The sequence below is a fragment of the Spiractinospora alimapuensis genome (assembly GCF_018437505.1).
Classification (GTDB): Bacteria; Actinomycetota; Actinomycetes; order Streptosporangiales; family Streptosporangiaceae; genus Spiractinospora; species Spiractinospora alimapuensis.
This window is the reverse complement of the sequence record NZ_CP072467.1, coordinates 2,722,852-2,744,938: the sequence shown is the minus strand read 5'-3', so window position 1 is coordinate 2,744,938 and position 22,087 is coordinate 2,722,852. Positions and strand designations below refer to the sequence as shown.

At 69.6% G+C, this 22,087-nt stretch carries 19 protein-coding genes and 2 pseudogenes; 9 read left to right on the top strand and 12 right to left on the bottom strand.

What is annotated here, in order from left to right:
• Positions 1–25: 25 nt before the first annotated feature.
• Complete coding sequence (locus tag J4H86_RS12535) at positions 26–787, bottom strand: MBL fold metallo-hydrolase (RefSeq protein WP_236543675.1); 762 nt, start codon at positions 785–787, stop codon at positions 26–28.
• 183 nt (positions 788–970) lie between these two features.
• Here J4H86_RS12535 and J4H86_RS12530 point away from each other — a divergent pair, with 183 nt between their 5' ends.
• Entirely contained in the window at positions 971–1,381 is a 411-nt protein-coding gene (locus J4H86_RS12530; protein WP_236543674.1) for a VOC family protein, read from the top strand.
• Positions 1,382–1,397: 16 nt separating this feature from the next.
• Here J4H86_RS12530 and J4H86_RS12525 read toward each other — a convergent pair whose 3' ends face one another.
• On the bottom strand, positions 1,398–2,345 hold the full coding sequence (locus J4H86_RS12525; RefSeq protein WP_236543673.1) for an SWIM zinc finger family protein: 948 nt from the start codon (positions 2,343–2,345) through the stop codon (positions 1,398–1,400).
• Between the two features lie 440 nt (positions 2,346–2,785).
• Here J4H86_RS12525 and J4H86_RS12520 point away from each other — a divergent pair, with 440 nt between their 5' ends.
• Both J4H86_RS12520 and J4H86_RS12515 read left to right on the top strand, forming a co-directional pair.
• Positions 2,786–3,670: an SAM-dependent methyltransferase gene (locus tag J4H86_RS12520; protein WP_236543672.1), complete on the top strand. Its 885-nt coding sequence runs from the start codon at positions 2,786–2,788 to the stop codon at positions 3,668–3,670.
• Complete coding sequence (locus J4H86_RS12515) at positions 3,667–4,500, top strand: metallophosphoesterase family protein (protein ID WP_236543671.1); 834 nt, start codon at positions 3,667–3,669, stop codon at positions 4,498–4,500. Before J4H86_RS12520 ends, J4H86_RS12515 begins: the two co-directional genes overlap by 4 nt.
• A gap of 13 nt (positions 4,501–4,513) precedes the next feature.
• Here the strand turns inward: J4H86_RS12515 and J4H86_RS12510 are convergent, their stop codons facing one another.
• From J4H86_RS12510 to J4H86_RS12485, 6 genes are all read right to left on the bottom strand, one after another.
• Positions 4,514–5,170: a response regulator gene (locus J4H86_RS12510; RefSeq protein WP_236543670.1), complete on the bottom strand. Its 657-nt coding sequence runs from the start codon at positions 5,168–5,170 to the stop codon at positions 4,514–4,516.
• Entirely contained in the window at positions 5,167–6,405 is a 1,239-nt protein-coding gene (locus J4H86_RS12505) for a sensor histidine kinase (protein ID WP_236543669.1), read from the bottom strand. Before J4H86_RS12505 ends, J4H86_RS12510 begins: the two co-directional genes overlap by 4 nt.
• A 243-nt stretch (positions 6,406–6,648) precedes the next feature.
• Positions 6,649–7,119, bottom strand: a complete 471-nt coding sequence (locus J4H86_RS12500; protein WP_236543668.1) for a GbsR/MarR family transcriptional regulator — start codon at positions 7,117–7,119, stop codon at positions 6,649–6,651.
• A 138-nt stretch (positions 7,120–7,257) separates the two neighbouring features.
• The gene (locus J4H86_RS12495) at positions 7,258–8,523 is read right to left on the bottom strand and encodes a cytochrome P450 family protein (protein WP_236543667.1); all 1,266 of its coding nucleotides are present in this window, start codon (positions 8,521–8,523) and stop codon (positions 7,258–7,260) included.
• Positions 8,492–8,737: a ferredoxin gene (locus J4H86_RS12490; protein WP_236543666.1), complete on the bottom strand. Its 246-nt coding sequence runs from the start codon at positions 8,735–8,737 to the stop codon at positions 8,492–8,494. Before J4H86_RS12490 ends, J4H86_RS12495 begins: the two co-directional genes overlap by 32 nt.
• A gap of 272 nt (positions 8,738–9,009) precedes the next feature.
• The gene (locus J4H86_RS12485) at positions 9,010–9,909 is read right to left on the bottom strand and encodes an SAM-dependent methyltransferase (protein ID WP_236543665.1); all 900 of its coding nucleotides are present in this window, start codon (positions 9,907–9,909) and stop codon (positions 9,010–9,012) included.
• Positions 9,910–10,128: 219 nt separating this feature from the next.
• On the opposite strand from J4H86_RS12485, the gene J4H86_RS12480 reads away from it, so the two are divergent.
• Positions 10,129–12,270, top strand: coding sequence for an ATP-binding protein (locus tag J4H86_RS12480; RefSeq protein ID WP_236543664.1), 2,142 nt, complete (start codon positions 10,129–10,131; stop codon positions 12,268–12,270).
• A 264-nt stretch (positions 12,271–12,534) separates the two neighbouring features.
• On the opposite strand, the pseudogene J4H86_RS27635 reads toward J4H86_RS12480, so the two are convergent.
• The 4 genes and pseudogenes from J4H86_RS27635 to J4H86_RS12460 all read right to left on the bottom strand — a co-directional run.
• Positions 12,535–12,603, bottom strand: a pseudogene (locus J4H86_RS27635) (hypothetical protein); the annotation flags it as partial.
• A gap of 235 nt (positions 12,604–12,838) precedes the next feature.
• Complete coding sequence (locus J4H86_RS12470; RefSeq protein WP_236543662.1) at positions 12,839–14,557, bottom strand: hypothetical protein; 1,719 nt, start codon at positions 14,555–14,557, stop codon at positions 12,839–12,841.
• 307 nt (positions 14,558–14,864) lie between these two features.
• On the bottom strand, positions 14,865–16,244 hold the full coding sequence (locus J4H86_RS12465) for an SDR family NAD(P)-dependent oxidoreductase (protein ID WP_236543661.1): 1,380 nt from the start codon (positions 16,242–16,244) through the stop codon (positions 14,865–14,867).
• 209 nt (positions 16,245–16,453) lie between these two features.
• Positions 16,454–17,248 carry a glycerophosphodiester phosphodiesterase gene (locus J4H86_RS12460; RefSeq protein WP_330932526.1) on the bottom strand — a complete coding sequence of 265 codons (795 nt, stop codon included), beginning with the start codon at positions 17,246–17,248 and terminating at the stop codon, positions 16,454–16,456.
• A 393-nt stretch (positions 17,249–17,641) separates the two neighbouring features.
• Here J4H86_RS12460 and J4H86_RS12455 point away from each other — a divergent pair, with 393 nt between their 5' ends.
• The 5 genes and pseudogenes from J4H86_RS12455 to J4H86_RS12435 all read left to right on the top strand — a co-directional run bounded on the left by J4H86_RS12455 (position 17,642) and on the right by J4H86_RS12435 (position 22,082).
• The gene (locus tag J4H86_RS12455) at positions 17,642–18,484 is read left to right on the top strand and encodes an ABC transporter permease (protein WP_236544010.1); all 843 of its coding nucleotides are present in this window, start codon (positions 17,642–17,644) and stop codon (positions 18,482–18,484) included.
• A gap of 1 nt (position 18,485) precedes the next feature.
• Positions 18,486–19,331: pseudogene (locus J4H86_RS12450) on the top strand (ABC transporter ATP-binding protein); the annotation flags it as partial.
• Positions 19,332–19,767: 436 nt separating this feature from the next.
• Entirely contained in the window at positions 19,768–20,694 is a 927-nt protein-coding gene (locus J4H86_RS12445) for a hypothetical protein (protein ID WP_236543660.1), read from the top strand.
• Positions 20,678–21,292 (top strand): DUF5941 domain-containing protein, encoded by a 615-nt coding sequence (locus tag J4H86_RS12440; protein ID WP_236543659.1) that lies wholly within the window; start codon positions 20,678–20,680, stop codon positions 21,290–21,292. Before J4H86_RS12445 ends, J4H86_RS12440 begins: the two co-directional genes overlap by 17 nt.
• A 58-nt stretch (positions 21,293–21,350) precedes the next feature.
• Positions 21,351–22,082, top strand: coding sequence for a phosphocholine cytidylyltransferase family protein (locus J4H86_RS12435; RefSeq protein WP_236543658.1), 732 nt, complete (start codon positions 21,351–21,353; stop codon positions 22,080–22,082).
• The last annotated feature ends 5 nt before the right edge of the window (positions 22,083–22,087 follow it).

The window sequence follows — 22,087 nt, the reverse complement described above, 5'->3', positions numbered from 1 at the left end:
CCAAGCTTTTCCAGCGGCGGGCCGCTCAGGACGCGTGGTCCGCCGAACCGAGGTCGAGCTCCATTGTCGGTTGGGCGACACTGATCGGGCCACGGAAATACGGGACCGCCGCCTCGTAGGCGCGCCTGTGGGCGGTGCCGGGCCACAGGTGGGTGAGAACGAGGTGGCCCACGCCGGCGCTCGTCGCCTCGACGGCCGCGTCCCGGGCACTGGACAGGTTCCCCCGGTGGCGCGCCGGAACCTCCTCGGGGAACGTGGCCTCCGCCAGGAGCACGTCCGCGCCGGAGGCGAGGTCGACCATGCGCGGGTCGGGGCCGCGGTCACCGGTGTAGGCGAGGTGCCTTCCCCCGGCGGAGATGCGAAATCCGGCGTTGTCCACGGAATGGGGGAGAGCGACGGACTGGATCTGGAACGGACCGAGGCGGAAGGCGTCGCCGGGGGTGAATTCCGCGAGACGGTGGGAGTCGTCGAGGAAACCGGGTTCGTCAAGGGCCAGAATCGCGTCCAGTGCGCCGTGTGGCGCGGCGACCGTCAGTCGGTCCGGCGGACTGGTGCTCAGGGTCCGTGCCCGCAGCAACGGGTTGATATCCGCGCAGTGGTCAGGATGACCGTGGCTGACCAGTACCGCGTCCACGTCCTCGGCCCGCGTGTGTCCCAGCAGGTGACCGAGGCTGCCGAAGCCGGGATCGATCAGCAACCGGTAGTCGGCCCAACGGACCAGGTAGCCCCCACAGGCCCCACCAGCCACCGGCCAGGCACCGCTTCCACCCAACACCGTGATTCTCATTGGCGTGATCCTATGAGGAATTGTCTTGCTCTCGACGGAATTCCGGTTGTCACTTCGGTGAACGAACGGAATCCGCGCCAGTCGGGGCCGCGATATTCGTGAATACCGACAAAGGTCGTCCACGGTCGGGAACTTTCGCCGATGTGGTGGACGTCGCGGGGTTCGGGAGCGAGTATGGGCGGCATGACCCTTCGCATTCAGTGCCTCTGCGTGGACACTCCCAATCCCGGCCGGCTGGCGGGCTTCTGGGAGGAGGCTCTGGGCTGGCGGCGCACCTTCGAGCGGGACGACGAAGTGGTGCTGAGGCCTCCAATGGGGAGCCCGGAGGAAGGAGTGGCACCCGACCTCCTGTTCCTGAAGGTCCCCAAATCCCACGTCACCAAGAACCGCCTACACCTGGATCTGCGGCCCGACGACCAGGAGGCGGAGGTCGCACGGCTGGAGGCGTTGGGCGCGCGGAGCGCCGACGTCGGGCAGAGCGCGGACGCGACATGGACCGTCATGGCCGATCCCGACGGGAACCACTTCTGCGTGCTGCGTCCCCTGACCGAGGAGGAGCGAGCCGAGGACGCGTCCGAGAACGTGCCGGTGTAGCGGCGGTGGGGCCGACTCAGGGGTCGGTGCGGCGGAAGGTGGCGAGGTCGTTCGACAGCCGCGCCACGTCGGCGGCCCACCCGTTGGTGGCGTGCTCGTGGAGCAGACCTCCGTAGGCGGCGATGCCGGCCTCCCCGAGGGCGTCGGCGTAGTCCGCGACGACGAAACAGTCACCGAACACCGTGCCGAGCTGTCGGTCCACCAGCCACGACGCCAGTCCGGTCGACGCGTCGGGCAGCTCGGCGCACGCCTCGGCGTGTGCCTGGGCGAGATCGAACACGGCCTCGGCCAGTTCTCCGTCGGTGTCGGGAACGTCCAGGCCCACCTCCTCGATCCGGGTGACCGAGTACTGCCCCACCCACACCGCCGCGGCGTTGAGACCGGCCTCCTGCGCCTCGACCGTCATGTCGGCGAGTTCCGCGATCCGCTCGGCGTAGTCGAGCGCCGTCAGGTGGTCGGGGGCGCCGGCCGGGGGGATCAGCGCGTTCACGTGGCGTTCGATGGTGGCCTCGGTCGGTGGCTTCTCGGGCAGCAGCAGCCGGCGCAGCGTCGCGGCGCGCAGCCCCGCCTCCACCTGCTCGTCCTCCACGGCGAGGTCGAGCAGCAACTCGACGAGTTCCCGGCGCTCGAACTGCGTGAGGTGCCCGCGCAGCTCGGCCGTCGCGGCGTCCTCACCCTCGACGTCGGTGCTGGCGCCGGCCCCCACCAACTTCGCCAGGCCCACGGCGACGAGGTGCGGGCAGAACGCACCACCGTCGGCGTCGGGGCAGGTGCACAGGCCGTCCAGCCCGTCCGGTCCGATGCCGAGCCGCACACGGAACGGTTCCTCGCCGTGCACCGTCGCGTGCAGCGCGCCGTTGCGCAACCGCAGGTTGGCGACGGAGTCCACACAGCGTTCGCCCAGCTCGAAGGATGATGGGCTGGCCGCTTCGCGGAGGTCATCTCGGGAGAATGAGGCTGCCACGGGACACTCCGGGGGATCGGGGTTATCGGGAGCGAACCGTCTCACCGTACCGGAAGGAGCCCACACGGCCAGCGCCAACGAACGCGCATGCCCGTGGCGGCGGGCTTCTCGAAGCCTCGGGGCGGTCGGCGCCACCCCTCGCCACCACACCCGTCGCGCCGCTCCGCCGCCGCCGCGGCGCGAGTGGTCGGGCGCCGAAGGCTTATCCAACCGTGATCTTCGATGTGTTCACGAATGTGAATGTGTTGAGTGGATTTCCACTCGGCCGTCCCGGACTGGTGGTGACGAGCTGCGGAAATGCCTACCCTGGTCAATCCACGCCACCCCAATGAAGATCATTTCAGGCCGGTGCGTGAATTCTCCCCGAGGCGGTCAAGATGCTAGGTTGGGGATTTCTGTCACGCCGTCCGAATCGCTCGTTTCCGCCCCCTGGAGACCGTATGACAGCCCCTGGTGAGTCCTCGCTGGATGTCGGACCCGAGTACGGGGGCTTCCCTCCGCCCATTCCCACGGGGCGCCCCACCCCGGCGCGGTGCTACGACTACGGACTGGGCGGTAAGGACAACTTCGCGGTCGACCGGCAACTCGTGATCGACGCGGCACAACAGTGGCCGGGCAACCTGGACCTCGCGCGGCACAACCGTCGGTTCCTCTATCGTGCGGTGCGCTTCCTCGCCCGCGACGCCGGGATCGGCCAGTTCCTCGACCTGGGCAGCGGCCTGCCCACCCAGAACAACGTGCACGAGGTCGCCCAGGCGTTCCAACCCGACGCGCGCGTGGTCTACGTGGACAACGACCCGATCGTGTTGGCCCACGGCCGGGCCCTGCTGGCGGACGACCAGTCCACGACCGTGATCGACGCCGACATGACGCGACCGGACGAGGTCCTCGACCACGAGGAGACCCAGCGGTTGATCGACTTCGACCAGCCCCTGGGCATCCTGTTGTTCGGGGTTCCGCACTGCATCGCCGACGAGTCGGCCGTCCGGCGCATGATCGACGGTCCGATGGCACGGGCGGTGGCCGGCAGCTATGTCGCGTTCTCCCACGTCGCGTCCGACAGCCGAGAGGACGCCGACGCGCTCACCGCGTTCTACACCGAGCGTGGGATGGAGTGGCGGACGCGCGTTCCCGCCGAGATCGAGCCCTGGTTCTCCGAGCTCGAGGTCGTTGAGCCGGGCCTCGGCCCGGTGCGGCAGTGGCGTCCCGACCCCGACCAGCCGCCGCTGGCCGAGGTGGACGAACCGCTACGTCCGTTCGTGGGTACGTCCGAGGACAACAACGCCATCTACGAGTTCGGCGGCGTGCTGCGGAAACCCGTGTGACGACCCCGGCAGGGCTGTACGCCGTCAGCGACCTGCACGTCTCACATCCGGAGAACCGGGACGTCCTGGAGGCGTTGCGGCCCCGGAACCCGGCGGACTGGCTGATCGTCGCCGGCGACGTCGCCGAGACCGTGGCCGACGTCGACTGGGCGCTGCGCCTGCTCGCCGGTCGCTTCGCGCGGGTGCTCTGGGTCCCGGGTAACCACGAGCTGTGGACACCGCCCACGGATCCGGTGACCCTGCGCGGGGCCGAGCGCTACGACCACCTGGTCGCGTTGTGCCGGGAGCTCGGTGTCCTGACCCCGGAGGACCCCTACCCCGTCTGGTCCGCCGGGGACCGGCCGGTCGTCGTCGCGCCGCTGTTCCAGCTCTACGACTACTCCTTCCTTCCCCCAGGCGTGCCCGACACCGACAGTGCGCTGCGTCAGGCCTACGACGTCGGGGTGGTGTGCAGTGACGAGTTCCTGCTGCACCCGGACCCGTACCCGAGCCGGGCCGCCTGGTGCGCGGACCGCGTCGCCCGCACGGAGGCCCGGCTGGACGCCCTGGACCCCCACCTGCCCACCGTGTTGGTCAGTCACTGGCCACTCCTTCGCGAACCCACGGACCCCCTCTTCTACCCGGAGTTCTCGCTGTGGTGCGGGACGACCCGAACCGCGCACTGGCCCCAGACCTACCGGGCGGTGGCCTGTGTGTACGGGCACCTGCACATTCCGCGCAGCCACGAGGTGGGCGGTCTCCGGATGGAGGAGGTGTCGGTGGGCTACCCGCGGGAGTGGAAGCGGTGGCGACACCGCCGCGACCCCAAGGAGCCCCGCCGCGTCCTGTGATGGGTCGACGGGTTCAGTGCGGTTCGTCCATCAGACCCTGTCGGAAGGCCCAGGCCGCGATCTCGACCCGGTTGCGCGCCTGAACCTTGGTCTGCACGCTCGCGAGGTGGGACTTGACGGTGCCCAGGGAGATGAAGAGCTTCCGCGCGAGTTCGGCGTTGGTCAGGCCGGTGGCGACGGCACGCACGATGTCGAGCTCACGGGGCGAGAGCTCGTGGTCGTCCCGGGCACTCGGCCGGCGGCGCCCGGCGAAGTGGCGCAATAGCCGGGTGGTGATCTGCGGCGACACCAGGGCGTCGCCCCGTACGGCGGCTCGCACCGCCTCCAGGAGCAGGGCGGGACCGGCGTCCTTCAACAGGAACCCCAGCGCTCCGCCACGTAGCGCGGCGTCGACGTACTCGTCCAGGTCGAACGTGGTCACGACGACCACCCGCGCCGGCTCGGCCACTCCCGGCCCCGCCAACCGCCGGGTGACCTCCAGCCCGTCCAGGCCGGGCATGCGGATGTCGAGCAGCGACACGTCGGGACGGTGTTCCTGCGCCAACCGCAGTGCCTCGAGCCCGTCGGCCGCCTCGGCGACGACCTCGATGTCGGGCTCGGCGTTGAGGATCAGCCGGAATCCGGTGCGAACCATTTGCTGGTCGTCGGCCAGCAGGACGCGGATGGTCATCTCACCCCTACTCGTGTCGTGGGCAGCGCGGCGTGGACTCGCCATCCGTCGCCCGCCGTGGGCGGCCCGGCGTCCAAGGTGCCTCCCAGCAGGTGGGCGCGTTCGGTCATGCCCTCCAGACCGAAGCCGCCCCGTGGGGTCAGGCTGGGGGACCCGTCGCCGTCGTCCACGACCCGCACGTGCACGCTGTCGCGCTCGCGCCACACCCCGACGTCGATCCGGCGCGCGCCGACGGCGTGCCGCAGCGCGTTGGTGACCGACTCCCGGGCGATCGCGATCACCGCGTGGCCGACGTCGGGCGGGAGGTCGTCGAGCGGTCCGTCCACCGTCACCCGCACCTCCGGTTGGTCGTAGCGGCGTTCCTGCCGCAGGGCGGTCAGGTGCGCGGCGGCGTCGAACGGTCCCTTCGGCGGATCACCGGCGTCGCGCAACGTGTGTACGAGGTCACGCATGGACCGCAGTGCGTCGCTCGCGGCCTCCTCGATCTCCGGCAGCGAGTCCCGCACGGCTCCCGCCGTGGACTGCCCCTCGCCGTTGTCTCGGCCCGACCCGTTCGCTTCGTTCGCGGTGATGTGCCGCAGGGCCTGGACGCGCACCACGATGCCGGTGACCTGGTGGGCCACGACGTCATGCAGGTCGCGCGCGATGGAGAGACGCTCCTCCTGCCGGGCCAGGGCCAACTGGTCCCGGCGCTGACGGTCGCGCCAGCGCAGGTACAACGCCGGCGCCACCATGATCATCAGGCCGAGCACGATGTAGACCAGGTCGCGGTGGCTGACAATCGGGGCGGAGTCGCGCAGCCGGTCGGAGAGCAGCGCGGCGGCTGCCGCCCCGACACCGGCCATCAGCCAGACGGGCGACGCGCGGTAGGCGGCGACCCCGAGCGCGAGCGCGAGCCCGAGCAGCTCCCCCGGCCCGAAGGGGTGCCCGAAGAGGCCCTGCGGCACGTCCCACAGCGCCAGCGATGTCAGGCACACGACTCCACTGGCCACGATCGATCCCACGGGGAAGACCCAGTCCGGTGTACGCCCGCGCAACAGTACGAGTCCCAACAGGGCGACGGCGATCCCGCCGACGACGAACCCGGAAGCGGCGGGAAGGAAGTCCAGCCAGGACCGCTCCGGCCCCTGCCAGTCCGGAATCCTACGGTCGCCGAACACGGTCGCCACCGACGCCACGGTCAGCGAGCCGAAGACAAGCATCGCCCCCAGGACGGGGAACCACAACCAGCGCATTTGCCCAGACTAGGGCGGCGCACGACCCGTCCGCCTCAGCCGATCGGATGGATCCGTCCCCGCCCGCCACCATCGAACCTCAGGGCATGGGGGTGGGTGTCGTCGACACCGGTATAGCGGGTCGATGCGCACCCCATCGGTTGGACGTGGCGTCCCGCACGTCGACTCATGGTGGGTGGGCCTGGTCACGATCGGGGACGGTCGCAGCCCGCGCCGGTGGTGGTGGAGCGCACGCGGGTGACGTCACGCCTGGCGGTCACGCCACTGCTCCTGCCACTCCTCCACCAGCGCGTCGAGCCTCCCGGACATGAACTCCATGAGGCCGGTCCATTCCCGTAGCGTCTCCAGGCGTGCGGCGTCGGGACCCATCAGCTCCAACGCATCTCTTCCGAGTGCGGCGGCGTCGTCCAGGAACCGTTGGCGATGCTTGACGACGGTGGTCATGCCGCCCTTACGCAGCCGGTAGTAGTGCTGCCGAGTACCGGCGTGGGGCACCCGTTCGAGGTACCCGGCCTCTTCCAGGTGCCGTGCCACGGTGCTCACGGACGCCTTGCTCACGTCGGTGCCCTCCGCGAGCTGGGTGATCGACTGCTCCGGTGGATCGCAGATCATCAGCCACGCGACGAGACGGCCCGCGGTCTGTGTGCTGCCGGCTCGCTCGAAGTAGAGACCGAAGCGGTCCAGAAGCTCACGCTCCCGGTCGTTGATAACCACGCACACCTCACCCACGAAATGATCATTCAGTACCCACTGAAGGTAGCAGGCGAGATGGACGTGGTTCCCCGATCGGGCGTGCGCCTGGAGCCGTCCTCACCATGGTCGCGCGCCCGCCGTCGCCGGTGCTTCGTGGGATCAGTGGAGGGTCACGGGAATCGCGGCGTAGCGGAACTGGGCCAAGTTGGCGTCGAGTTCGAGTTCCCGAGAGTCCGTGGCCAGAGCCAGCCGGGGGTATCGGCGCAGCAGAGCCTCGAACGCGACCTCACCCTCCTGGCGGGCCAAGGCCGCCCCCAGACAATAGTGCGGGCCGTGCATGAAGGCCACGTGTGTCTCCGGGCGGCCGTCGGTGTCCCGCGTGATGTCGAAGGCGTCGGGATCCGCGAACACTCGGGGGTCGAAGTTGGCCCCCACGAGCGAGGTCATGACCGCCTCGCCCCTTTGAATCACGGTGCCGTTGAGCTCGACGTCCTCGGTCGCGTACCCCGGTCTGCCGCCCAGGGTGATCACTCCACACCAGCGCAACATCTCGTGCACGGCGCGGGGGAGCAGCGCGGGGTCCCGCTGCAATTTGGCTCGCTGGTCCGGGTGACTGAGCAGAGCGACGGTGCCGTTGCCGATCAGAGTGGCGGTGGTCTCGTGTCCCGCGAACACCAGAGTGAAGATCAACGTGACCATCTCCGTGGTGCTGAGCCGGTCCCCGTCCTTCTCCTGCGCCTGGACCAGCGCGCTGGTCAGGTCGTCCCGGGGTTCCCGTCGGCGCTGCTCGATCATGTCCTGGGCGTAGTCGATCAGGTTTCCCAGGGCTTCGTTGATCACGGTGGGATCAGCACCACCGGATATCGTGGTGAGAACCGCCCCCGACCTCTCCTTCCATACCGCGCGATCGCGATGTGGGACGCCGATCAGTTCGCCGATCACGGTGACTGGCAACGGGTAGGCGAAGTGTGCCAACAGGTCGACGACGCCGTTCTCGGCGTGGCTGGGTAGCGCGTCCAGCAGGTCCTCGGCGATCCGCTCGACGCTGGGGCGCAACGCGGCGATGCGTCGTGCTGTGAACGCGCGGGAGACCAGTTTCCGTAGCCGTGAGTGCTCCGGCGCGTCGAGTTGTGTGAGCGAGGAGCTGGTGTACACGGCGAACTCTTCGTTGATCCCGGAGTGCTGTCGGAACGCTTGGGTCAGATTGTTCGCCTTCATACCTGGCACGTTGTCCGGGTTCCGAACGAACCTGGAGTCGCTGAGTACGGCCTTGACATCCTCGTACCGGGACACGAGCCACACCTGCCCGACACCGGGGATCTCGGCGCGAGCGATCGGTGCGCTCTCCCGGATCGTCGCGTGGCTCCGGGCTGGACTGCGCGCCAGTTCCGGATCAGTGAGGTTCACCGTCGAGTGGGTGGTCATCGCTGTCGTCCTCTCCGTCCACGGACTCGCGGACGCTGATGGTGGCTGTTGGGCACGCACGGACGGCGTGGCGTACGGAGTCGTGATGCTGTGCCCCGGGGACCCGGGCACGGACCTCGACCACGTCCTCGTCGCTCAGCGTGAAGATCTCCGGAGCGACGAACACGCACATGGCCGTGCCGGCGCAGCGATCGGTGTCGGTATGAATCCGCATCCGATATCACGCTCTCGATCATTAACGATCAATACGTTCAGTTGATTCTGAACGTACCAGCCGCGAGTGGGTAGGGCAACGGAGAACTCCCATCGGGAGGGCGGCCGACGGCGGCCACGGCTCACGCCCAGGAATGGCGCTGGGACGTCCGGGAGACGCCCAGCCTCACGGGACCGTCGTCGACGGCGTGAGGCCGAGGCGACACGCTGTCGGGGTGCGGTGGATGTGTCCCGAGGTGGTCCCGCGACGGCGGAGAAGTCGGGGCGTTGGGCCTACGCCGTCTTGCAGAAGAGCCCACCGCACTCGTGCATCCGGCGGTCACCGACCGGGACGCCGATGTACTCGCGGACCAGGGGGTGCGCCTCGGCCACGGGGGGTTGCGTCTCGTCGGGGCGCCAGCGGTTGATGTCGACGAGGCCGGGGTCGATCGGGTCGTACGCGCGCAACCAGCCGGAGACGGTGTCGCGGGTGCGGGTCCGCCAAGGCAGACCCAGGCCGTTGATGAGCTCGGAGGTGGCGGCGGCCGTCGCGTCGTCCTCGGCCACGATGTGGGTCAGCGCGAGCACGCTTCCGGGGGCCGCGCGCTTCATCGGCTCGTGGATGGTCCGCTGTACGACCTCGTCGTCCTCGAGCAGGTGCGGGATGGACAGCAGCAGGACGGCCATCGGCTGGTCGAAGTCGATCAGGTTCCGGACCTCGGGGCAGGCGAGCACCGTGTCCAGTTCGGTGATGTCGGCGCGGGCGAACGCGGTGGTCGTGAAGTCACTGAGTTCGGACTGCCCGTGCACCACCACGATTGGGTCACTGTCGACGTACACCACCCGCGCGTCCGGCGCGAAGGACTGGGCGACCTGGTGCACGTTGCCGTCGATCGGGAGCCCCGACCCCAGGTCAAGAAACTGGCGGATCCCCAGGTCCCGAGCGAGATAACGCACCGCGCGGTAGAGGAACATACGGCTTTCCCGGGCGAGGTCGAGAAACTCCGGGAACGCGTTGAGGGACTGCCGCACGAAGTCGCGGTCGATCGCGAAGTTGTCCTTGCTCCCCATCGCCATCGCGCAGGTCCGCGCCGAGGTGGGCCGGTCGGTGGGAAGTCGAGGGGGGTACTGACCCGCGGTGGCGAACGGGTCCTCCTCCTGCGACGGCCCGTCGACGTCATTGGTCTGAGGCATGCCGGAGCTCCTGACGACTGGGCCGCGCCGACCTGATGCGGGCGGGGGCCGCACGGGACACCCCGACATCGTAGTGAAAGGTTTTATCTCATTTCTACGTGGTGACGAGATTTGATCGCTCTCCGTGCCCGGAAAACTCTCGCACCGGGTGTCGCCCAGCACGTAGCGTTGACTCCAGACCACCGCTCATTCCTGCGCACCCCCCTGCAGGAGGGACCCATGGCCAACGACGATCACCGGAACGACAACAGCGGAAACGCGGAGACGTCGATCCAGGGCCGCGACTTCAAAGGGCCAGTCACCATCAATAACAACGCCGCCAGCCAGGCTCCGAGCTTCGTGCCGCCGACGACGCCGGACTTCGTGAACCGGGTCTCCGAACTCGCCACGATCGAGCACCTGTGCGGTCGCTCCCGAGGTACTACCTCGATCGTCCTCAACGGTGTCCAGGGCATCGGCAAGAGCGCGCTCATGCGCGAGGCGGCGGACCGTTACGCGCCGTCGTTCCCCGGCGGGCGTCTCTACCTCGAATACCCGGCCTCGGCGGGCGCTGAGGACTGGGACGACGCGGTGATCCAGATTCTCCGCTCGTTGGGCACCAGCGACCACTACCTGCCGGCGACCCGGGAGGGGCGACTGGGCCTCTTCCGCGACCGGTTGAAAGAGAGGGCGACCCTCATCCTGGTGGAGGGAGCGCGTTATCCGGCGCAGCTCGCGACCCTCGCCCCCACCGGGCCCGGCAGCGTGATCGTGGCGAGCAGTGCCGGTCCCTCGCTCGCCGAGCTCGAGATCGGCGGCGCGCGGATGATCCACCTGGACGCGCTGGACGACGACGCGAGCTGGGCGCTCCTGAGCGGGTTGTCCGACGGCGCGCTCACCGACTCCGACCGTCGTGCCGCAGAACCCCTGTTGGAGTACTGCGGCGGGCTTCCGCTCGCGCTCACCCTGGTGGCGGCGCGGATTCGCCGGGACGGCCGGGGCGCCCTACCGAGGTTGGCGGCCGAGTGGGCCGACGAGGGACGGCGGATCGCCGAACTGGGCGGTACGGACGCCGGCATCAGTGGAGTGTTCGACCGGATCTACCAACCGTTGCCCGAGCACGCCGCCCGGCTCTACCGACGACTGGGCGAGTGGCCCGGCCCCCGCGTCGACGCCCGACTGGCGCGGGCGTTGGACGGCGACATCGACGCCGATCACACCTCCGGCGCGTTGGGGGAGCTGTGCGACGCCGGTCTGCTCGTGCGGGAACAGTCGGACACCTTCCGGTTCGGCCACGACCTCCTGCGCCTCCATGCCCGTGCCCTGGCCGACCAGACCGATGGTGCGACGGAACGCGGCGCCGTCCTGGTTCGCGGGATCGACCACTACCTGTGCCGGCTCGGGTTCGCCGAGAAGGCAGCCCGAGGAGTGCGACTCCGCGTGACCGACGTGGACGCCCTCGTGGCGGGAGCGACCGACCCGTTCGCCGGGAACCGGGTCGCGGCCCAGGAGTGGCTGGAACGCGAACGCCACACGATCCGGTCCCTGGTCCTGTGTGCGGCGGCGAAGGGATTTCACACCCAGGCGTGGCGGTTGGCCGAACTCGCGACCGCCCTCTACCTGGACACCCGCTTCGTCGAGGACTGGGCCGCGACGGGTATGGCGGGAGCCGACGCCGCGCGCGCCGCGGGCGACGCCGCCGCGGAGGTGCGGCTGCGGTCGTTCACCTCCCGACCCCTGACCAACCTCGGCCGGCTCGAGCAGGCGGGCGGGGAGCTGCGACGCGCCATGGCGCTGGTCAACGACACGACACTCGACCTCCCACTCCTGGTGCGCGCCTCCGCCCACGAACTCCACGGCCGCTACCTGCACGCTGTGCGGCGATGGGGCGACGCGCTGGACGCACTGGACCGCTCCGAAGCCCTGCACAACGACGTGGCCGCCGCCGGAGATCCACACAACGGGCGTCGCGGAGCGGCGTTGGCCGCCTTCTACCGGGGCGGTGTCGCCCACGCGATGGGGGACTTCGAACGCGTCTTCGTGGAGTTGGACCAGGCCAGTGCTGGCTTTCGCGCGCTGGACCCGCCAGACGCCCGGATGGACGCCCGCGTACTCGTCGCGCGTGGTGAGGCCCACCACGCGCAGGAGCGCTACGCGGAGGCACGGCGGGACCTCAACGACGCGGTGGTCGTGCTCAGGTCGCTGGGCCAGGACTACTACGAGGCCCAGGCCCGGGAGTGCCTCGCCAGGTCCCTCGTCGCGGAGGACCTCACGGCGGATGCCGTCGAGCACCTCGACCGGGCGATATTCATCCTCCGCGAGGGCGGCAGCCCCCGCGCCCGCGAACTGGAATGGTTCCGCGCCGACCTCGCCCCAATCTGACCCACGGACCGGCCCCCAACTCCACACGCACACGCGGCCGGACGTCGTCGGTCGGCGGCGGTGCCGGCCGGGACCAGCCCCGGTCAGACCTCGGTGAGCGCCGCCGCCGAGGACGGTGGAGCGCCAACCGCGTCGATCGGAATGAAAGAAGCGCGCTCGCTGGTCACGTTCGCGCTGACGACTCGGTCGACCCGAAACCAGCGGACTTCCGGCGAGGCGGCAGTGGGCCACCAAGTACCAGTGGCCGTTGGTGTGCGCGAGGGGTATCGGGTCGACCTTTCTGGTAGTGGTCTTCCCGTGCCGATCGAGGTGCGTCAAGGACAGGATCCGCATCTCGCCGAGCGCCTGTTCGAGCGCGCGTTCGGCACCGGCCGTTGCCCGGGTCTCGCGAACGTCGACCAGATTCGGTCGGTGCGAGCGTCATGGCGCGACGAACTCGACACCGGCCACCTGCCATACCGCGCAGCCCACGGCGGACGGCGGACGTGATCCGTCGGTTCGTCGAGGCGTGAGGCTGGTGCTCCGGAATCCGCGCTCGCTCACCGGCGCACCGGGGCTCCGCCTCCGGTCAGGTCGGAGGCGACTGTGCCGCCACCTGGGGGTCGGGGCTGTGGGTGGTCACGGTGATCACGTGGGTGGATCGGGCCACCCGCACCACGTGTGTGCCCTCGAGGCTGGCGCCGGACCGGAGGCGAGCGTAGACAGCGGCGGACCAGACGGAGGTGTCGAGGCCGAGTACTCCGTGGACGTGCCACGTGTCCGCGCCGCGGATCGCCACGCGTCCCTCGTCGCCCGCCGTGGCGGCCGTCAGCAGGCAGCCGGGGAAGGAGTCGAGCGCGATCTCCGTCCAGGCGCGGGCGCTGGCGACGGTGGGTGCCTCGGTGTACACCACGGAGGCGAGGTGGGTCAGCGCCGTGTTGGGGTGGGACTCCGCGACCGCCAGGTGCCGGTAGGTTCCGGCGACGTCCCGTGGGGAGCGAACGGAGGCGGGGTGACGAACGACCTCCACTGTTCTGTCCGATGCGGCTGGTCCGGCTGATCCGTCGACGTGGCGGGTGTGAATCTCGAACGCGGTGACGGGCCGCGCCGCCGGACGGGGTTGGGGCTGGGGGAGCGCCGGGCGCCAGGGGGGTGCCGTGGGTGGCCGGCGTCCGAGGCGTTGGTACAGGACGTCGCGCAGGTGGGTGTGGGCGTCATCCACATGGGCGAAGGTACGTGCGGCCCACGCGTCGTAGGCGCCAGGGTGGTGGTCGGCGATGGCGCGCTGGATCTGCGGAGCGAGTGGGGCGTCGACCGCGAGTCGTGGAGCGATCGACCGCAGTTCCTCCGCCGGGGTGCCGGACACGCTGTCCGCTCCGCCGTCGCTGGCCAGCAACACCGGGCGCCGAATCCCGGCCGCGTAGAGCGTGACCGAGCCGTGGTCGCCGAGCACCACGTCCGCCGCGAGCAGGGTCGCCCCCCACCCACGCTCGGGCGGGATGAGGAGCAGCCCGGCTTCGAGCGCGTCGGCGTAGGTGTTGTGGACGTGCCATGGGCTGTGCCACGACCAGGCGTTGGGGTGCAGGACCAGCGCGACGCGGTGCGTGTCGTGGGGGAGTTCGGCGAGAAGGTCGCCAGGGAGGTGTCGGTGTCGGCCGATGAGGCTCTCCGGCCCCCACGTGGAGCTGACAGCGACCAGTGTCTGGCCGTCCTCCAGGCCGAGAGCGGCGCGATACCGGTCCCGCAGGTGGCCGCTGGCGCGCATCGCGTCGTGGGCGGGGTCGCCGACCACCTCCGACGACTTGGCGAGCGTGTGGAGCCCAGCAGCGACGAGTTGTTCCCGTTGCGCCGGATGCCCGAGCAGTGTGGTTAGGTTCGGCCAGTCGGTGAACTCGGGTCGGGGAACCCCGGAGAGGCGAACCTCCTGGGTTCGGGAGTCCGGCACGTACTTGTTGAAGCCGATGCCGTGCTGTACCAACACGATGGGGCAGGTGAACGGGCTGAGGTCCACGTTCTCGCTCGCGGTGAGCACGAGGCACGGCCGTAGGGAGCCGGCTTCGTCGAGCGGCGGGTGGTGGCCTGGGGCGACGTCGGTCAGCAGTTCCTCGACTCCGGCGTGGAACGCGGTCCCCGAGTCGATGGCGAACCGTACTTGGACGTCGCTGTCACCCCGGAAGAGTTTGAGTGTCTCCAGAGCGACGACGGCCGAGGTGAGTGTTCGCACGATCACGAGCACGACGCACTGGTCGGGGAAGGTCGACCACGTGTCGTCTTCCGGGGGGTGCTGGTGATCCGGGGGGAGGGTCACTGCTTAACTCCGGGAGCCGGGAGCCGGGAGCCGGGAGCCGGGAGCCGGGAGCCGGGAGCCGGGAGCCGGGAGCCGGGAGCCCCCTCTCTCAGGTTAGAGGCGAGGTTGCTGGGTTCGCAGGGTTTTCGGGTGTTTCGGTGGCCGATGGTGGTTCCTGGGCATGAGGTGCGGTGTGTTGGCACGGGAGTCTACTGATCGTGCTTCGGGCGGGCGAGGTGCGCGGTGGAGGAAGTGGCCGCGCGGTCCATCCGGAGGGCTGGGGTCGTCCTCGGTGGCTGACGCCCCCGTTGATCACCACGCGCCGTTGTCACCACGAGATGGGTTGGTAGTCCTTCAGGAACTCGCCGAACACGGGCGAGCCGTTGACCCCCCGAACGATCGGGTCGTACACGCGGGCGGCTCCGTCCACCGCGTCCAGCGGGGGTCGGAATCCGTTCGCGCGGAGGTGCCGCCGGATGGGGTGGGGGTTCTCGTCGGTGACCCAGCCGGTGTCCACGGCGTTCATGAAGATGCCGGATTCGGCGTAGTCGGCCGCGGCGGTGCGGGTGAGCATGTTCAGCCCGGCCTTGGCCATGTTGGTGTGGGGGTGGAACGGCGGCTTGTGCCACCGGTCGAACCGGCCCTCCATCGCCGACACCTGCACGACGTACCGGTCGGGAGCGGGTGACGCCTCCATCAGCTCCCGGAGCTGGCCGGTCAGCAGGAACGGGACGAAGGCGTTCACGAGGTGACACTCGAGCCACTCCGCCGGGTTCACCTGGTGCAGCCGGAGCCGCCAACTGTTGGTCGAGCGCAGGTCGAGTGGCTCGCCGTTCTCGTCGACCGCACCGGAGGGGAAGAGATCCGCGGCCGTGGGCGGGAGCGCGGCGAGTGCTCCACCACGGGTGAGTTCCAGAGTGTTGGCGCCGTCCCCGACCGGGGCGGTGTGCACCTCGACCGTGGCCGCGGATCCGGTCAACGGCAGTCGCTCCGCCGCCAGCACCTCCCGGTGGTAGGCGGTGGGCCGCCGGATCGTCTGGGCCGCGTTGTTGACCAGGATGTCGAGGTGCGGCTGGTGCTCGCGTACGTCGTCGAGGAGCGCGGCGACGGCGCGTAGGTTCAGGAAGTCGGCCTCGACGACCCGGAGCCGGGGGAGCGACGTCTCGCTGTCGGACACCGCCGCGTACCGGCGCGCCGCGTCACGCGGAAAGCGCGTGGTCACGGTCACCCGCGCCCCGTCGCGCAACAGCTTCAGCGCGGTGTGGAATCCGATTTTCACGCGTCCCCCGGTCACCAGGGCGTGTCGTCCCCGCAGGTCACACCGTGCGTAGCGGCGGTCCCGGTTCACCGAGGCGCAGCCCGGACACAGTCGGTGGTAGTCCGACGCCACGTCCCGGTACCGCTGGCGGCACACGTAGCACGGCTGTGGCGACGACAGGGTTCCCACCACGGTGGTGATCGGGGGAGTCCCGGGTTCGGCGGTCGGATTCTGTGACCGGTGACGTTCGGCGGCGGCACGGATCTGGTCGTCGGCGTCCCGCTGGGCGGCACGCCGCTGTTCCGTGCGCTGCTTCTTGGCCGCGCGGTGTGTGTGGGCGCACGCGGTGTGGACGGCCGCCATCTCGGGGGCGTCGGGGCTGTCCCGCGCGTAGCGCAGCACGCGGAGCGCGGTCCGGATCTCCTCCGGAGACGGGGGTTGGGGGGCCATGGCTGTCCCTTCCGTGGCGCCGGCTCGTGGTGCCGGAGCCCACATTAGGGCGAATCGTCCCGAACGGCAGTGACACCCCGAGCGCCGGCCCGCAACCAGAAGAGTGGCCGGTAGCCCGCGCGCTGAGGAGTTGACGGTGGGCGTGATGCCGAGAGGGACACGTGGTCCCTGGCGGACTTCCGGGGCGGCCGGGTAGGGCCTACCGCGACTCAGGTGGCGTCCGGGGTGGCCCTCAGCTCGTCGAGCGTCCCCGGGACGTCGTCCACGCAGACGGCGTCGAAGCCGGCGCGGACGAGGGCCGCGGCGCTCGCGGGGTCGGGGTTCCAGGCGTAGGCCTGCATCCCGGCGTCGTGTGCGATCTCCAGCACATCGGAGATGCCGCGGTGCGCGGGGACCGGCCCGTCCGGTAGTCCGAGCGATCGGTAGTCGACGCCCACGGCCGAGCAGCCCAGGCCGGCGGCGCCGGGAACCACGAGGTCGAGCGGTCCACGGACCCAGGCCATCCACCCCACGGTCAGGTGTGGCAGCGCGGTCCGGACGGCGAGTACGACCCCGGGGTCGAACGAAGAGGGGAACAGGCGTCGGCGCCGCGCCTCGCGGGCCAGGTAGGGGAGGGCCAGGGCGACCGTCCGCCGCTCGGGGCTGTCGGAGGCGTCCTCCATCACCGACTTGACCTCGATGTTGAGAGGGAAGTCCGCCGGGATGGCCTCCAGCCCCTCGTCCAGGGTGAACAGTCCGGCGGCGCGGCAGTCGTCGTCGGCGAGGCGCACGATGGCCCGGCCGTCGGGGAGCGCGCCGTCGTGGTGCAGGAACAGGGTCCCCTCCGCGCTGCGATGCACGTCGAGCTCGATCCAGTCGGCGCCCTGGCGTACGGCGGTCTGGAACGACTCCGGGGTGTTCTCTCGTACGTCACCGGTGCTGCCGTTGCCGCGGCCCGCGCCGCGGTGGCCGATGACCTCGGGGACGTCGAAGAGCATCGCGATCTCCATGAGGTGGGTGTTCACGAAATGTGCATGGGCTCGGTGGGCCGAATTCCCGTCCTGTACCCCCGCCGAGCGTAGTATCGGCCCCGGGGTTATGCCACGCTCTGGTCTCTGTTCGGTCGCGTTCTCGACGTCGCGACGGAACAGGGGTGTCGGGAGGCCCCCCGTATCCGGGTACGCTTAGGACGCCCGAACGGAGAGGTCCCCCGGCGTGCGGCGCGGGGTTGGAATCCGGGTATCGGGCGCGCCGCTGCTGGTCGTATCGCGGTGTGATCGCGGATTTCCCGCCCCCGCACCACAGACCTGCGCAGTCGTCGTCCGCCCGGCCGTGGTTCTGGTTCGGGCTCCTTGCGATGGATGGGATTGAAGCCGGTGGCACGCGACCAGTTGAACACGACCGTCCAGGAGGTGGGGATGCCGTCCCGGCTGGTGTCGATCTGGCAGAACCGCCGGGTCATCGGTCTCCTGGTGCGGCGCGACCTCAAGGTCAAGTACCAGAGCTCCGTACTCGGCTACGCCTGGTCGATGTTGGAGCCCATGGCGATGGCCGCCGTGTACTTCTTCGTGTTCGGCATGGTGCTGAACGCGGACCGTGGCATGCCGGAGGAGGCCAGCGACTCCGGCGGATTCCTGCTGTTCCTGGTGGCCGGGATCCTGGCGTGGCAGTCGTTCGGTGCCTCCCTGAGCGAGGCGCCCAAGGCGATGATCCAGCACGCCAAGCTGATCACGACCATGAAGGTCCCGCGCGAGATCTTCCCGATCGCCACGGTCACCGCGAAGTTCGTCGAGTACCTGCTCACCCTCCCGGTGCTCGTGGGCTTCGCGTTGCTCCTGGGTGGTGACTGGAAGCTGCAGGGATGGCTGTTGTGGCTGCCGGCCGCGATCGTCACCCAGTACGTGTTCACCCTGGGCATGACGCTCTTCTTCGCCCCGGTCAACGTCCTGATCCGTGACGTGGAGCGTATGGTCCGTATCCTGAGCAGGGTCCTGTTCTACGGTTCGGCGATCCTGTACCCAGCGAGTTTGGTCCTCGGGGGCGATCATCTGAACGTCCCGGAATGGGCGACGGTGGTCTATCAGTTGAACCCACTGTTGGGCATCTTCGAGATGCACCGCGCGGTGTGGTTCTCCGACTTCCCGGAACTGCTACCCACTACCCTGGCGCTCTCCTCCGCCTTCGGAGGGGCGCTGCTGATGCTGATCATCGGATACTGGACATTCCGCCGCTTGGAGATGAGCGTCCTGAAGGAGTTGTGACATGGCGCAACAGGCCGCCGAGACCCCGGCGATCGAAGCGAAGGGGCTCGGCGTCAAGTTCGCGGTGAATCGACGCCGAAAGCGTAGTCTCCGCGAGATGTTCATCCACGGTTCCAAGCGTGACCCCAACGCCCAGGGCAACGACTTCTGGCCGCTGCGCGACGTCTCTTTCGACGTGGCGCGCGGGGACTGTGTCGGCATCGTCGGCAAGAACGGCACCGGTAAGTCGACCCTGCTGAAGTTGATCGCGGGCGTCCTCATCCCCGACGAGGGCGCCGTCACGGTGCGCGGCAAGGTCGCACCGCTGTTGGAGCTGCGCGCCGGGTTCAACGACCAGTTGACCGGGCGGGAGAACGTGTACCTCGTCGGTTCGCTGCACGGCATGACCGAGAAGCAGCTCGACGAACGCTTCCAGAGCATCATCGAGTTCGCGGAGCTGGAGGAGCGGTTCATCGACACTCCGGTGCGCCACTACTCCAGCGGTATGAAGGTGCGGCTCGGCTTCTCCCTCATCTCCCAACTGGAGCACCCCATCATGTTGGTGGACGAGGTGCTCGCGGTGGGCGACAAGGCCTTCAAGAAGAAGTGCTACGAGGCCATCAACCAGATGTTGAGCAACAACCGCACGATGGTGCTGGTGTCGCACAACGAGAACGACCTGAAGCGGTTCTGTAACCGCGGCCTCTACATCAAGGGCGGCACGTTGGCGCTGGACGCCGACCTGGATGCCGCTCTCGCCGCCTACAACGCCGACACCCAGGCGGAGATGGACGCGAAGAAGGCGAAGAAGAAAAAGAAGAAGAAGCCGCCGGAGGAGGGAGCCCAGGAGGCCGCGCCGGCCGAGGCCGCTCCTGAGGCGGACGCGCCGCGCGACCCCGCTCCGTCGGACGCGGTGTCGCTGGACACCGCGCCGGCCGACGCCCCGGACGCGCCGGTGGCGGGTGCCCACGAGCAGGACCACGCGCAGCGGGAGACACCGGCCGTCGACACCTCGAAGTCGGTGTTCGGTGAGGACCGCCCGTGGAACATCCCCCGCCCCGGCACCCAGCAGGGCGGACCGGCAGGAGCCTGACCGTCGCGCCCACCCCCGCGCTCCGACACCGTGAGTGTGGGGGTGGGCGCTTTCGGCCGCGCGCGGCGTCGGTGTCGCGCGCGGCCCACTCCGGCGCTCCAGGGGATTCGCACTGACTACTTGGTCCGTCCCACCGGACCGATACACCGACATTCGCGACACGCGGTGATCAATCGACTACCCATCCGGGTTTTTGTCCCTATTCTTGGGGATGACCTGGGATTTCGGGAGGTTCGTCGTCGCCGGTGTGATCAGTCTCGACCCAATGCGTCCGCTCGTCCGTCTCATGGCGCGGGCCCGTCGACTCGTTCCGTGGTACGAAGCGCCGGGCGTCGTGCGCCTCGCCGCCTGCGGCGTGATCTTCGCTGGGCTGGCCGGTGTCTGGTTCTCCGGTGGTGACCTCCTCGGGGCGATCATCGGTTCGCTGGCGCTCTTCGTCGTGCTCCTCACCGACGCCACGCTGGACATGGTGCGCGACCGGAGCGAGGTGCTCGACCCGTGGATGACGGGGCTCCTGGGCCACGTCCGGGAGCTGCCGGTCCTGATCGGTGTGGGACTGGGTGGAGTGGCGGCCGGGTTCGACCACGTGTGGTTGCTGGCCGCCGTCACCTACGGGCTGCACGGCGTGCGGGAGTCGGTCCGTGGCGCCCGGTGGGTCCAGGGACGAGAGGAGCCCGCGACCACGACCATCGAGACGGAGGGCCTGGCCGCTCCGCCCAGCCCGACCCGACTGACCCGCCCCACCCGCCCACGCCGGATGGTCGACCCGAGCGTCGACCCCGTGGTGGTGCGGTTGGATCCCAGCCGGCCGCGGGACCCTGGGAGGCGGGACGCGACCCTGACCACGGAGCTGCTGCGCGGGCCCGTGGGCCCGCGCCCACGCCGGTCACGACTGGCCCGCTGGTGCGGTTCCGTCACCCGCCCCGTTCGTAGTGTCGTGTCCGCGGGCGTCCGCCGAGGGTCCCGACTGCGCGCGGTCGGCCAACGGGACCGGTTCGCCCTCATCGCCCTCACGACCATCTTCGGCAACGCCATCGTGACGTTCATCGCACTGGGAGTGTTGGCGGTCCTCGCGACCGTCGTGGAGTTCGCGGATCCCGAACCAACCGAGGGGACGGCCGATGATCCAGCGGATTGAGGAGCCCGACGTCGACCCCCGGATCACCCGGGACGACGGCTACCTGAGCCAGTCCCTGGGGCGGCTCGCCGGCGGTGGACTTCCACCACTGCTCCCCACCGTCGTAGGGGCGCTCGTCACGGTCTCCCTCGCCGTCGCCGGCTTCGGCCACCTGTCCGGAACGACGCTGCTGGCGCCGGTCGTCGCCCTGCTCGTGGCGGGTGTGGGCGTGGGGCACCGGCACGACGGGCGCTGGGACTGGCTGGTAGCGCCTATCCTGCGTGGTACGGAGTACCTCTACGTGGTTGCTCTGGGTTACGGGTTCGCGGTCCCCGGTCCGCTTGTGCTGCTGTTGTTGGGTGCGTTGGTCACTCTGCACAGTGGGGTGGTGGACGGGTTGCGTTCCCGGGAGTGCCCTGCGCCGTGGATCGGTTTGGCGGCGCTGGGATGGGACGGCCGCATGCTGCTGCTCGCCCTGGGCGGGATGCTGGGATGGTTGCCGCTCGTCTGGGTGCTGCTCACGTGCTACCTGTGGACACTCCACGGATGGACCGCGGCTCGATGGCTGCTGTCCTCCTCCGCGGTGCGCGTCCCCTCGACCAACGCCACGGAGGCATAGAACATCGGCGGTGTGGACACGCCGCCCCCTCATTCAACACCGACGAGGAGTTGACCCGATGCTTGGACTGGTTCTCGCTGCGGGAGCGGGCCGGCGCTTGCGGCCATACACCGACACATTGCCCAAGGCATTGGTCCCGGTCGACGGTGAGACGACCATCCTGGACATCGCGCTCCACAACTTCGCCGTCGTGGGGCTGACCGACGTCGCGGTGGTGGTTGGCTACCGCGCGGACGCGGTGGAGGAACGCAAGGAGGCCATGGAGCGTCGCCACGGGGTGTCGATCCGGCTCGTCTACAACGACAAGGCCGAGGAGTGGAACAACGCCTACTCCCTGTGGACCGCGCGGGAGTGCCTGCGCGACGGCGCCCTGCTCGTCAACGGCGACACGGTGCACCCCGTCGGAGTCGAGCGGACGCTGCTGGACGCCGACCACGCCCCGATCCGGCTCGCCCTGGACACGGCCAAGGACCTCGCCGAAGAGGAGATGAAGGTGGTGGTGGACGAGTCCGGCTACGTCCGCACCATCACCAAGCTCATGGACCCCGCCACGGCGGCCGGTGAGTACATCGGCGCGACCCTGATCGACGGCGCGATCGCCGACGACCTGGCGGACGCGCTGGAGGCGACCTGGCGTCGCGACCCCCAGCTCTACTACGAGGACGGCTACCAGGAGCTCGTCAACCGCGGCGGTAAGGTCGCCACGGTCTCCATCGGCGACGTCGACTGGGTCGAGGTTGACAACCACGACGACCTGGCGCGCGCGCGGGAGATCGCATGCCGCTACTAGCCCGC